The organism is Micrococcus sp. KRD070 (assembly GCF_017168435.1).
GTDB lineage: Bacteria > Actinomycetota > Actinomycetes > Actinomycetales > Micrococcaceae > Micrococcus > Micrococcus luteus.
In genome coordinates, this window is sequence record NZ_JABFNH010000002.1 from 34,872 (window position 1) to 46,441 (window position 11,570).

The 11,570-nt window shown below is 70.4% G+C and carries 13 protein-coding genes; 8 read left to right on the forward strand and 5 right to left on the reverse strand.

Features of this window, described 5'->3' with window-relative positions:
* The 6 genes from J1M38_RS00580 to J1M38_RS00605 form a co-directional block, all read left to right on the forward strand.
* Positions 1-270: hypothetical protein (locus J1M38_RS00580; RefSeq protein ID WP_206501144.1), on the forward strand; the 270-nt coding region annotated here is incomplete at its 5' end.
* Between the two features lie 22 nt (positions 271-292).
* Complete coding sequence (locus J1M38_RS00585; protein ID WP_206481578.1) at positions 293-1,249, forward strand: hypothetical protein; 957 nt, start codon at positions 293-295, stop codon at positions 1,247-1,249.
* Between the two features lie 76 nt (positions 1,250-1,325).
* A complete protein-coding gene (locus J1M38_RS00590) occupies positions 1,326-1,655 on the forward strand; it encodes a hypothetical protein (protein WP_241246370.1) in 330 nt (109 codons plus the stop codon).
* A 240-nt stretch (positions 1,656-1,895) separates the two neighbouring features.
* On the forward strand, positions 1,896-2,135 hold the full coding sequence (locus tag J1M38_RS00595) for a hypothetical protein (protein WP_200867919.1): 240 nt from the start codon (positions 1,896-1,898) through the stop codon (positions 2,133-2,135).
* A gap of 323 nt (positions 2,136-2,458) precedes the next feature.
* The gene (locus J1M38_RS12300; RefSeq protein WP_206481579.1) at positions 2,459-2,923 is read left to right on the forward strand and encodes a DUF2617 family protein; all 465 of its coding nucleotides are present in this window, start codon (positions 2,459-2,461) and stop codon (positions 2,921-2,923) included.
* A gap of 35 nt (positions 2,924-2,958) precedes the next feature.
* Positions 2,959-3,984 carry a hypothetical protein gene (locus tag J1M38_RS00605; protein ID WP_206481580.1) on the forward strand — a complete coding sequence of 342 codons (1,026 nt, stop codon included), beginning with the start codon at positions 2,959-2,961 and terminating at the stop codon, positions 3,982-3,984.
* Between the two features lie 578 nt (positions 3,985-4,562).
* On the opposite strand, the gene J1M38_RS00610 is transcribed toward J1M38_RS00605, so the two are convergent.
* The 4 genes from J1M38_RS00610 to J1M38_RS00620 all read right to left on the reverse strand — a co-directional run bounded on the left by J1M38_RS00610 (position 4,563) and on the right by J1M38_RS00620 (position 7,194).
* Positions 4,563-4,865 carry a hypothetical protein gene (locus J1M38_RS00610; RefSeq protein WP_129867240.1) on the reverse strand — a complete coding sequence of 101 codons (303 nt, stop codon included), beginning with the start codon at positions 4,863-4,865 and terminating at the stop codon, positions 4,563-4,565.
* Positions 4,866-4,867: 2 nt separating this feature from the next.
* Positions 4,868-4,996: a hypothetical protein gene (locus J1M38_RS12135; protein WP_274608399.1), complete on the reverse strand. Its 129-nt coding sequence runs from the start codon at positions 4,994-4,996 to the stop codon at positions 4,868-4,870.
* A 225-nt stretch (positions 4,997-5,221) separates the two neighbouring features.
* Entirely contained in the window at positions 5,222-6,229 is a 1,008-nt protein-coding gene (locus J1M38_RS00615) for an IS481 family transposase (RefSeq protein WP_101967259.1), read from the reverse strand.
* Positions 6,230-6,342: 113 nt separating this feature from the next.
* Positions 6,343-7,194 (reverse strand): hypothetical protein, encoded by an 852-nt coding sequence (locus J1M38_RS00620; RefSeq protein ID WP_036316053.1) that lies wholly within the window; start codon positions 7,192-7,194, stop codon positions 6,343-6,345.
* A gap of 195 nt (positions 7,195-7,389) precedes the next feature.
* Between J1M38_RS00620 and J1M38_RS00625 the strand changes: the two genes are divergently transcribed.
* Positions 7,390-8,754 (forward strand): hypothetical protein, encoded by a 1,365-nt coding sequence (locus J1M38_RS00625; RefSeq protein WP_206481581.1) that lies wholly within the window; start codon positions 7,390-7,392, stop codon positions 8,752-8,754.
* 45 nt (positions 8,755-8,799) lie between these two features.
* Here the strand turns inward: J1M38_RS00625 and J1M38_RS00630 are convergent, their stop codons facing one another.
* Positions 8,800-9,951 (reverse strand): MFS transporter, encoded by a 1,152-nt coding sequence (locus tag J1M38_RS00630; RefSeq protein WP_256748653.1) that lies wholly within the window; start codon positions 9,949-9,951, stop codon positions 8,800-8,802.
* Between the two features lie 141 nt (positions 9,952-10,092).
* On the opposite strand from J1M38_RS00630, the gene J1M38_RS00635 reads away from it, so the two are divergent.
* Positions 10,093-11,568: a phosphomannomutase/phosphoglucomutase gene (locus tag J1M38_RS00635; RefSeq protein ID WP_145032430.1), complete on the forward strand. Its 1,476-nt coding sequence runs from the start codon at positions 10,093-10,095 to the stop codon at positions 11,566-11,568.
* Positions 11,569-11,570 lie beyond the last annotated feature (2 nt).

Here is an 11,570-nt window from a genome sequence, read left to right on the forward strand (position 1 = left end):
CACCACCACACCCGAGGACCACCGATGACCGCCCGATTCGTCACCCGCCCCCACATGTGGGCGCACAACAACGAAATCAGTCAGACCATCCGCGCCGAGCGCGTCGAACTCACCGACGAACACGGCGTGCTGCATGACGGCGTAGGCATCTTCAGCATGGGCAAACCCCGCCAGATGCTCACCCCCGAAGCCGGGCACCGACTAGCGCACGACCTCGCCGACGCCCTCGACTCAATCACCATCAACCCCCGCCCCGAGCACCACAACTGACCGTCCAAGGAGGACACGCACCATGACCACCAACCCCCTCTCTGAGATGACCACTGAGCAGCTGACCAAGCTTGCCCAGACCGCCGACCAGGCCCACGCATCCGTGAACGACGCAGCCCAGAAGGCGCGCACCGCAGCACAGAAGAAGGTGGAGGCCGCACTGTCCGAGGCCGAAGCCGCACGCGATGAACTCCAGCGACGGAGCGATGCCGAGGCCCAGCGCATCCAGGACCGCCGCCGGGCATTCGCGCACCACCTGCTCAACGCGGGCGGGATCGAACGACTGGCCGAGGAGAACCGGGCCGACCTGAAGGCGGCACAGGAAGCCCTCATCGCCGCACTGGAGGCCGACCCGGTCATGGTCGCCACTGCCCGCTACCTGTCCATTGCGCGCCGGTCTGAGTCCATCCGGTCCCTGCTGCGCGAGGCTGCCGTGGCACTGGGGCAGGAGCTGCCCGCCGGCCTGGCGAACTACCGCGCCCCCGGCGGGGCCGACTTCGACACGCACCACCGCCGCGTCCTGGACCGGCTGGCGTTCACCTACGCCGATGAGTGGGCCGAGAACATGCAGGACACGGCCCAGGCCAGCATCAGCGGAGACGACGCCGCCCTGGACAAGTACGTGCCCACCGCCGCTGAACGGCACGCCGAGAACGAGGCCGCACGCCTGGCCGCGCTGGCCGAGTTCAAGGCGGGCGAGAACGTGGAGCGCGTCGTCACCTACCCCGACGTGCCCGGTTCCCCGTTCCTCCACTACAGGGATATCCAGTGGCGGGACAGCTACACCGGGCAGACCGTCCCCGACGCCGCGCCCGACGCTGGCCCCGGACCGGAGGGCATCCTCGCCGGACTCCACCACTGGGTGCCCGTCCACGAGGCAACCGCCGAGGACGTGGCCGCAGCCGTGGAGGCCGAGACCATCAGCATTCGATCCGCCGAGTTCTACGGCCTCCCGCTGCCCTCGACTCACCAGGGCTGACCACGCACACCACGCACACGGCGACGGCTCACGCACACAGCGTGGGCCGTCGCCGCTACTGCAAGGAGCAACAGACATGGCACGCGCTAAACGCATCTGCCCGAAGCATGGATGCCCACACGTCGCAGTGGGCCGCTACTGCCCGGAGCACAACAAGGAATACGACCGGAGCCGGGGCACAACCACGGCGCGAGGCTACGGACACGACCACCAGAAGGCACGCGCCGAATGGGCCGAGCGCGTCAACCGCGGCGGCATCTGCTGCCAGAGATGCGGCGGACCCATCACACCCGGCGAACCCTGGCACCTGGACCACGACGACCACGACCGCACGCAGTATCTCGGACCATCACACGCGCGCTGCAACAACGCGGCAGGCGGACGACGCGCGCATTTGTTCGAGTGACACCGCGACCCCCCACCGGGAGGGGGCCAGCAAGGTGCACTCCTGGCCGCCGGTGGGGTCCGCCAGGTGCGGGCTGAGCAGATAGACCTAACCGATTCGACGCAAGGAGGTGCCGGAATGCCCGGCCCGATGCCTAATCCGACCAAACCGAACTCGCGGCGGCGCGCCACGGGAACGCGCTCAAACGTCACGGAGCTGCCCGCTGAGGGCTGCACTCTGCCCGTCCCGACCCTGCCGAAAATGCGCGACTGGTCCCGTGAAGAGCGCGCCCTGTGGAAGAACCTGTGGCAGTCGCCGCAGGCTACGCAGTGGGATGACTCGTTCATCGCCGCCGTGGCCGCGTACATCGTCCATGCCACGGCGGTCTATGGGGGTACCGCGTCCGCCTGGCAGGCGCAGGAGATGCGCCACCTAGGGGCACAGCTGGGGCTCACGCCGGCGGGGATGCTCGCGTTGGGTTGGGTGGTCCGCAGTGAGTGAACGCAGGCTCGCCCGGCGTGACCTCGTGGCCCCGGTGATACCCGCTGCGACTGATCCGAACCGGCTCACGCAATGCTCATTCACAACCTCCCACGGGCCGGTGCGCGTCTGGAGCGCGGGCGGTGTCCCGTACCGGCTGCGCGTGGCCGGGGTGACGCTCCGGCGGGAATGGGACCGTGCCGCGTTCACGGCTTGGATGCGTGACCCCGAGGTGCTGGCCGGCCTCCGGGCATCATCTGCCCCCAAATGAGACCCCCATCCCGCCCCCGCCTGGCACGACGCCGGGCGGGGGCGATTGTTTCCCCCTACCGAACGGAACGGCTATGACGCACTCACAGGCCGACGTGCCATTCGTGGACACGTCCCCATCCGATCTGACGTTCAGCACTGCCACGCCGATTCAAGAGGCGTTAGCGGTCAAACAGTGTGGCCCCCTGGAGTTGCGCGTGCTGGGGGCCTCCCATCAAGTGAAGGTGGGGGGCCTCATTGAGACGCTGGCATGCCTGCCGGGGCTGAGTCCGCACCTACCGCGACATGCCGCGCGCCCCGGATATGCGTTTACGTCTTCGGTCTATCGACCGGATGATTTGCCTGCTGCTGTGGCCGCGATAGCCCGGCACGTCGCCGCACATGACGGGCTATCCGTCACGTTCCCTGGTGATCCCCATGCGCTCACGGCGTTGAGTGCGACTGCCCGCGGTGGCCGGTGCACGTGGGCGACATGGCATGTATACCCCCAGGGCGGGCATGTGGTCGCCACCCGAAGCACGTTCGGCTACTCCGCCTGAGAGATCACTCCCACTGATTCACGAAATGAGACACGATGACCCACAATTCTCCCGACTACTCCCGCCCGCTCCAGTCCATCCCGTTGGCCGCTGGGGCCTTGAAGGCCTGCGCTGAATGCCCGTGGCGGGCGTCCAATCTGGACAAGCTGGACGCGAACCGGGACGATGCGACGTTCAGCCGCGAGAGCCTGACAGAGCATTGGAAGCGCCTGACGACTGAGGGCGCGACCTGTCGTTGTCATATCACCACACCGGGCTATTACCACCATGACGGGTCCCTGAACGAGCGCGGTTGGAAGGAGCCGCGCATGTTCAAGGGCGAGGGGCATCGCCAGTGTGCCGGGCAGCTGGCGATGGTCCGGCGGGAGGTGGAGAAGATGCTCACCTACCCGGACCACGCGGCCTACATCCGCGAGAATCCGACCGGCTTGCAGAAGCGCCAGGCGGGGCGGTTCCTGCGCCTGCTGCTGGACCCGGAGAGCGCCCCTGTCCCGTTCAGGTGGCCTGCTGAGGACGTGGACGACGTGCTCGACCCTGCTGACCTCGTGGATCTGAACGGCTGGGAATGGAGCGTCAGCCGTGATCTGAGCGTAAATATGCGCAACCTGATTGAGATCATGAATCCTCAGCTGGCCGCGTGTGATTGCAAGTTCTGCGCCCGCCATCACACGATCCACGCGACGAAACCTGTCACGTTGAAGGACGGGACCACGGTGGACATTGACGCCGGTGTAGCCCCGGTGGTGGCCGCGTTCGCGGCGGCAGATGTGAATACGTCGGAGTCGTGCGAGGATTTCGGCCCCGCCCTGCGGGAGCTGGACCTGAATGCATACTTGTTGCTGCGGGACAATCCGGCGGGCGATGTGAATCATTCACGGACCATTCGTGAGGGTGGTGCGTTCGTCCGATTCTCCAGTGCGACCCCGGCGGGTGAACGGATCGCGGCCCGGCTGCGCGAGCGATACAGCCTGGACTCGGGGGGCATCGTCAATCAGGTGACTTTCCCGCTGTCCGAGGCGGGGAACGTGGAGCGGATCGTCCGCGCCGCCGCCCGGGCGTGACGGTGCCCCCGGCGTTGAAACGGAATTGGCCGGGGACACCTAACGCCGCCGGGCCAGCGGAGGGGGGATGCGGCGGGCGGCGCTGAGGACAACCTAGCGCAGCCTGACGACGTGGGCGTGAGTTGTCCACAGCGTGAACAGAAACAATGGCCCCGGCCCTCCCATCGCGGGGGGTCGGGGCCATTCGTGTTTCCGGTGGTGGTGTTCTACTGCGAGGGCTGGACTAGGTAGGTGGTTGCCTGGCCCCTACGGGGCTAGCGGAGCCCTACGGGCACAGGTCTCCCGGTCCCTCATCCCAGAAAACCCGCCGCCCTCCGCCCCCACTCAGCAGCATTTGCCCACGCCGAGTAGACCCCCGCCGATCGGCGGGTGTCTCTCGTGCGGCCCTAGGACTCGCCGTGCACTGGCGTTCCCTCGCCCGGCGGTTCGGACGATTCGGGAGGGGTGTCACCGCGCCCTCATGATTGGCAGCACAGAGGGCTATAGACGCTGGAGGTTCACGCTGTGACCTCGTGCCGCCCACCTGGAACGCGCCAGGCGGGCAGTACGCGGCCCCTCGTGAAGAAGGGGCCACTAGGTCACGCGGGGCCGGAGAACACCCGCCAGAGGGGCACGTGGACGGTGGGGCCGATCCTGCGGCGCTGGCGAGCGGCCCACAGGTCCGCCGCCCACTCCGCGCCCGTCTCGTGGACCCGGTGCGTGCCGCGTGCGTCGCGGATCGTGTGCGCGTGGATCGTCCCGTCAGGGCCGACCATCACCCCGGCGCGCATGTCGCCGTGTGCGTCCCGTGCAGCCTGGGCCAGCGGGGCCGGGTCCGCGTCAGGGTGCGCGCCGACCTGGGCGAGCAGTCGGGCCGCCTTGTCGTGGTGGTAGCCGCCCATGCTCACATCGCCCCCGTGAAGATCGACGGCCAAGAGAGCATGAAGAAGCCCGCCACCGTGACCGCCGTGTAGGTGACGGCGCGGGCGACGGGCTGGAGGATGCTGGGGAGGGTACGGGTAGGCTGAGGCACGTCATCACGTCCTAGTTCGTGGTGGCCATGCCCCGGGCGGCTGCAACCGCGCCGGGGCCTTTCTGTCACCAAGTAGTCAGACCGTGCGCCGACCCTCCAAAATCCGCTAGATCATGCGGGTCGGAGGATATTCCCCCCGTCTCCGCCAGAGAGGGCCGGAATCCACGCGATTCCGGCCCTCTTCGCGTCTGTACGCGGGGACCTGACATACCGACCGGCTGGTGACTAGTTGTAAGAGGGCATGACGTTGTTGACTCGGGCCGGGGCCAACGAGGCCGGAGGGGCGTCCCCGCAGGAGGTATGAGGCCGATGGTAGTTGTAGTGGTTCACCCACACGGCCAGCGCCTCACGCCGAGCTGTCTCTGAGGTATACGGGCGGGCGTAGAGGACCTCATCGACCATCAGCCGGTTGTACCGTTCGACCTTCCCGTTATGGCGCGGGGTGTAGGGGCGGATCCGGTGGTGCCGGCCCCCGAGCGAGACCACCTTGGCGGTGAAGTCCACGGCCCGGTAGTTGTTCCCGTTGTCCGTGACCACCCGGTCCACGGTGATGCCGTGGGCGGCGAAGAACGCCCTCGCCCGGCAGAAGAACCCGATCGTGGTCACCGCCTTCTCATCCTCCAACGCTTCGGTGTACGCCAGGCGGGTGTACCCGTCGATCGCCGAGTGCAGGTAGGTGTACCCGACCCGCCGGCCGGCACCACGCTTGGAAGCACGGCCTGCTTCACTTTCACGTCCGTGGGTGCGCCAGCCGCCCCCGTCTGGGATCTTCCCGATCTTCTTCACATCCAGGTGCACCATGTGCCCCGGCCCTCTCGCGGTGATCTTCTGGGGTCGTTGGCGCAGGTCTTCCCCGGCCGGGGTCAGGTCCCGTAACCGGGAGAGCCCGGCCCGGTGCAGCCACCGTCCCACGGTACGAAGACACACCCGGTGGCCCTCGGAGACGAGGTGGTGATGGATCCGGCGGGCCGACCACTTCTCCCTGCGACGCAGGGTCTGGATCTGAGCCACCACCTCGGGATCGAGCTGGGCAGGTGAACGGTGCGGCCGGCTGGGCAGGTCCTGAAGGCCGGCTTCTCCCTGGGCGCGGTAGCGGGCCACCCAGGTGGCCACCGTGGGCCGGCTCACCCGGAACTCGGCGGCGACATGGGCTTGCGGGATGCCGTCGTGCAGGTGGCGGTGGACCATCCTGAGACGGCCGGTGGGAGTCAGGGGTGCATTAGCGTGAGTCATGAGTGGGTCTCTTTGCGCGGATGGGTGGTGTAGGAACTTCCATCCTGCGGGAGAGGCCCACTCGTCTCATCTCAGTCCGGCCCTCGTGCCAAGAACCTCATGACCCGCAACAACTAGCCCTCCCCGCGACGCTCGCGCATGCGGCGCAGCAGCTCGTACGCCTCCGGCACGGAGAGCTCCGAGTGGCTGGACAGCTGGACGGCGGCGGACTCGAGGTTGCCGTCCCGCACCATGGCGGCGAGCTGGTCGCGCAGCCACGGCGGCAGGTCCCGCGAGGAGAGCCGGACGGACTCCGTCCCCCGCATCACCTCGACCTCGAAGGGGAGCTCCTCCTCAGCGGGGGCGGCGGTCCACTCGGCCGGGACGGTCAGGGTCGTCAACTCGTCGGCGGACGGCGCCGTCGGACGCGGCGCGGCCGAGGCGTGGTCGCTGTCCTGCCGGGCGTCGTCCTCGGCCACGGCGTCAGAGGTCTCGCGATCGGGCGTCTGGGCGTCCGGCTCCCCCCGCCCGCTCGAATCCTGTCCGGGCCGCTTCGGCCCGGGGGTGTCGGCCGGGGCCGCGTCGTCCCGATGGGGCTCCCCATGGCCGCCGGGAACGGGCCCCGCGACTCCGGCGGACGTGGCGTCCGGTTCCTGCACCGGCTCGGAGTAGACCTGCGGATGCACGGCGAGGGACTGCACGTCCATGACGGCGTCCTTCAGGCCGCGTCCCGTGTGGGCGCGGTAGTCGCGCACGGCCTCCATCACGCGGCTCTGGGCGATGTGCCCGTACACGCGCCGATGGGCGTCCTCGTCCAGCAGCCCCGCTGCCAGACGCGCCCGCTCCGGTCCGATGTCCAGCCCGCGACCGGACGGCGTGCGCTGGTCCGCCGCCTGACGCGCTCGACCGGCCGACATCCACCGGGCGGCGGCGAACGCGAGGGCGCCGATGACGACCACCGCGAGGACAGGGACGAGATATTCCATGCCTCCAGTCTAGATGTGGCCCGCGAGGGCCATGTCGGCAGCCGCGGCGCCACATCACAACCTGGTCACAGTTCTGCCGGGGCTCCAGAGTCACCGAGGGCCTCCCCTACGGTGGAACGTGGAGTCCTCCGTGTCTGGTCACGGCGGCCATGGAGGAGACACTCCGCCCGCCACTCGACCGAGCCAGGAGACCGCATGTCCTTCCCCCGCCGGTCCGCCCGCACCGTCGACACCCCCTCGCCCCGGCGACGCCGCTGGTGGGGGACGTCGGTGGCCCTGGCCCTCGTGCTGGCCGGCTGTGCCGCCCCGCAGGGGGACGAGGGGACGGCGGCCGGGTCCTCCGGCGCCACGGACGCGGCCGTCTCGTCGCCCGCATCTGCGGACGGATCCGAGGCCTCGTCGTCACAGGGACGGTCCTCGGATGCGGCCTCCTCGCCGGCTGCGGCGTCGTCCGGTGGGGGCTCGCCGTCGGCCGCCGCAGACCCCGCGGACCCCGCGCTCGCCCTGGCCGCCCGCTCCCACGAGGGCGTGCCGATGCGGGCCTTCACGGCGGAGGAGCGCCCGCCGCAGTTCGTCCTCTTCTCCTTCGACGGCGGCCGTCAGGATGCTCGCTGGAAGACCTTCCTGGACGCGGCGGCGGACTCCGACGCGAAGTTCACGGTGTTCCAGTCCGCGATCAACCTCATCGAGACCGCCAACCGGGAGAACTACACGGCGCCCGGCAACGAGCCCGGCTACGTGGGCACGGAGTTCGGCGGCGACGAGGCCGAGGTGGCGCAGCGCATCGAGAACATCAACACGGCCCACGCCGCCGGCCACGAGATCGGCACCCACTACGCGGGTCACCTGTGCGCGCCCACGAGGTACGGCGCAGACCACTGGTCCACGGCCGAATGGGAGCAGGAGTACGGCTCGTTCACGGACATCCTCTCCGACCCCGGCGCCTACAACCCGGGCAGCTCCCTGCCGGCGCTGGAGGTCACCCCCGACGACGTCAAGGGCGGACGTCTGCCCTGCCTCGACGGGGAGTGGGACCAGCTCGTCCCGATGTGGAAGGACAACGGACTCGAGTACGACACGTCGCGTGCCGCGGCCGCCTCCGGCGTCGCCTGGCCCTACCAGGAGGACGGGATCTGGGAGTTCGAGATGCCGATGACCTGGTCCCCCGTGCTCGCCGAGAAGGACGCGGCCAGCCCGTTCGTGATGGCGATGGACTACAACTTCTGGATCTCCGGCAACGGCGGCAAGGACATCCCGGAGGACGTCGCCCGACTCACCGACTTCCAGTACCGCACCTACCGCTACATGTACGACTCGGCGTTCGCGGGCAACCGCGCCCCGCTGGTCTTCGGCAACCACTTCAACGACTGGGGTCTCAACGCGTTCAACCCGGCTGTGGAGAAGGTCATGCGCGAGGTCTGCGTCGAGGAGGACACCTACTGCGTGACCTACCAGCAGATGATCGCGTGGCTCGAGCTGCAGGACCCGGAGGTCCTCGCCGCCTGGCGCGACCAGGCCCGGTCCGCCACCGGCACGGATGCCGAGGCCCTCGGCTGGTGACCCGCGGGTCGGCCCGCTGACACCCGCCCCCACGACGGCCCCGGCTCAGCGCGCCGGGGCCGTCCCGCGCCCGCGCAGCACGACGACGGCGCTCGCCAGGGCGGTCAGCACCAGGGCCAGGACCATCAGCACCGTCCCCGGCCACCCGTGGGATTCGTGGAACACGCCGCCCAGCCAGCCGAAGAGGCTCGAGCCGGCGTAGTACGCGAAGTTGTACAGGGAGGTCGACTGGGCGCGGCCCGTGGGGGCGGCCGTCCCGGACCACGCGGAGGCCACGGCGTGGGCGGCGAAGAACGCGCCCGTCACGAGCACGAGGGCGGGCACCAGCACCGCCGGATGCGGGACCGACGTGAGGGCGACGCCCGCCGCCATGGCCGCCGTCGCGCCGGCCAGGACGGGCAGCCGGCCCACCCGCGCGGCCAGCCGGCCCGCGCGCGGCGACGACCACGTGCCCGCGAGATAGGCGAGGAAGACGAGGCCGGCCGCCGTCGGCGTCCAGGAGAACGGCGGGTCGAGCAGGCGGTACCCCACGAAGTTGTACAGCGCCACGAACCCGCCCATCAGCAGCGCCCCCTGCAGGTAGACGGCGACGAGCTCCGGCGAGCGCAGGTGACCGCGCACGATGCGCACGAGCGTCGCCGGGGAGGTGGGCGACGGCGTGAAACGTCGGGCACGCGGCGTGATCGCCAGGAAGCCGACCGTGCACAGCACCCCGACCACGGTGACGGCCAGCATCCCGCCGCGCCACGAGGACGCCTCCGCGACGGGCAGGGCGAGGAGCCGGCCGGAGAGCCCGCCGAGGGTGGTGCCGGCGATGTAGGTGCCGGCGGCCGCCGCGACCGCGTGCGGGACCACCTCCTCCGCCAGCAGCGCCACGGCGAGTCCCGCGACACCCCCGTGCGCCATGCCCTCGAGCAGGCGCAGGCCCAGCATGGCCTCGAACGTGGGTGCGAGGACGCCCGTGAGCGCGCACGCACTGGCGGAGACCATCGAGACCACCATGGCGCGTCGGCGGCCCCACCGGTCCCCGGCCACGGACCACGGCACCACCGACAGGGCGAGGCCGAGTGTGCTGGCGGAGACGAGCAGGGCGGCACGGTCCGCGGGGACGCCCAGGTCGTCGCTGACCAGCGGCAGCAGGCCCTGCGGGGAGTAGAGCTGGGCGAACGTGGCCACCCCCGCCAGGAACAGCCCGATCAGCAGCCTGCGGTACGCGGGCTCCCCGGGAGCGGCCGGCGCGGGTCCCGACGGCGGGACGGCCGGGGGCCCCGCGCTCGGGGGCGGAGTGGTCGGGGGCACGCCCTCACTGTATCCAGGCTGTCCACTACGATCGGTCGGGTGACTACCTCGACCCCCTCCCTCGACCTGCACGACTCCTTCAAGGCGTACGACGTCCGCGGCATCGTGGGCGAGTCCATCACGGCGGAGAGCGTCCGCGCGGTGGGCGCGGCCTTCGTGGACGTGCTGGGCCTGGCCGGTCAGACCGTGCTGGTCGGCGGGGACATGCGCCCCTCCTCGCCCGCGTTCATGACGGCCTTCGCCGAGGGCGCCACGCGCCGCGGCGCCGACGTCGTCACCCTGGGGCTGATCTCCACGGACATGCTCTACTACGCGGCGGGCGTGAAGCAGGCCGCGGGCGTGGTGTTCACCGCCTCGCACAACCCGGCCGAGTACAACGGCATGAAGATGGCCCAGGCCGGCGCCGTGCCGGTCTCCTCGGACACCGGGCTGTTCGAGATCCGCGACGCGGCCCAGGCGTACCTCGACGCCGGTGAGATCCCCGCGGCCGAGACCACCGGCACCGTGACGGAGGAGGACATCCTCCCCGGCTACGCCGCGTACCTGCGCTCGCTCGTGGACCTGACGGGGGTGCGCCGCCTGAAGGTCGTGGTGGACGCGGGCAACGGCATGGCGGGCAAGACCACCCCGGCCGTCCTCGGCGACGCCGAGCTGGCCGCCCTGCCGCTGGAGATCGAGCCGCTCTACTTCGAACTGGACGGCACCTTCCCGAACCACCCGGCCAATCCTCTGGAGCCGGAGAACCTGCGGGACCTGCAGGCCGCCGTCGTGGGGCACGGCGCGGACATCGGCCTGGCCTTCGACGGCGACGCCGACCGCTGCTTCGTGATCGACGAGCAGGGCGCCCCGGTCTCCCCCTCCGCGGTCACCGCCCTGGTGGCCCGCCGCGAGATCGCCCGCGCGAAGGCCGACGGTGAGCAGACCCCCGTGGTCATCCACAACCTGATCACCTCCCGCGCCGTCCCCGAGCTCGTGGCGGCCGACGGGGGCCGGGCCGTGGAGACCCGCGTGGGCCACTCCTTCATCAAGGCGGTCATGGCCGCCGAGTCCGCCGTCTTCGGGGGTGAGCACTCCGCGCACTACTACTTCCGCGACTTCTTCAACGCGGACACCGGCATGCTCGCGGCCATGCACGTGCTGGCGGCCCTGGGCGGCCAGGAGCAGCCGCTGTCCGAGCTGGCCGAGGAGTACGAGCCGTACGTGGCCTCCGGAGAGATCAACTCGCAGGTCGCGGACAAGGACGCCGCCGTGGCCGCGGTGGTGGCGCAGTTCGCCCCCGCCGTGGGCGAGGGCGTCGGCGAGGGCCGGGCCGTACACGAGGACTTCGCCGGGGTGGCCACCACGGTGACCCGCATGGACGGCACCACGGTCGCCGCCCAGGACGGCACGTGGTGGTTCAACCTCCGCCCGTCCAACACGGAGCCGTTCCTGCGCTACAACGGCGAGGCCCGCACGGCCGCCACCATGGAGGCGCTCCGCGACGCCGTGCTGGCGATCGTCCGCGCGGAGCGCTGACC

What these genes read in the sequence shown, in the direction of transcription:
- J1M38_RS12300 (WP_206481579.1), top strand. Translation starts at nt 2,459, where the DNA reads ATGACGCACTCACAGGCCGACGTGCCATTCGTGGACACGTCCCCATCC.
- J1M38_RS00620 (WP_036316053.1), bottom strand. Translation starts at nt 7,194, where the DNA reads ATGGAATATCTCGTCCCTGTCCTCGCGGTGGTCGTCATCGGCGCCCTC.
- J1M38_RS00585 (WP_206481578.1), top strand. Translation starts at nt 293, where the DNA reads ATGACCACCAACCCCCTCTCTGAGATGACCACTGAGCAGCTGACCAAG.
- J1M38_RS00625 (WP_206481581.1), top strand. Translation starts at nt 7,390, where the DNA reads ATGTCCTTCCCCCGCCGGTCCGCCCGCACCGTCGACACCCCCTCGCCC.
- J1M38_RS00590 (WP_241246370.1), top strand. Translation starts at nt 1,326, where the DNA reads ATGGCACGCGCTAAACGCATCTGCCCGAAGCATGGATGCCCACACGTC.
- J1M38_RS00610 (WP_129867240.1), bottom strand. Translation starts at nt 4,865, where the DNA reads ATGGGCGGCTACCACCACGACAAGGCGGCCCGACTGCTCGCCCAGGTC.
- J1M38_RS00595 (WP_200867919.1), top strand. Translation starts at nt 1,896, where the DNA reads ATGCGCGACTGGTCCCGTGAAGAGCGCGCCCTGTGGAAGAACCTGTGG.
- J1M38_RS00615 (WP_101967259.1), bottom strand. Translation starts at nt 6,229, where the DNA reads ATGACTCACGCTAATGCACCCCTGACTCCCACCGGCCGTCTCAGGATG.
- J1M38_RS00605 (WP_206481580.1), top strand. Translation starts at nt 2,959, where the DNA reads ATGACCCACAATTCTCCCGACTACTCCCGCCCGCTCCAGTCCATCCCG.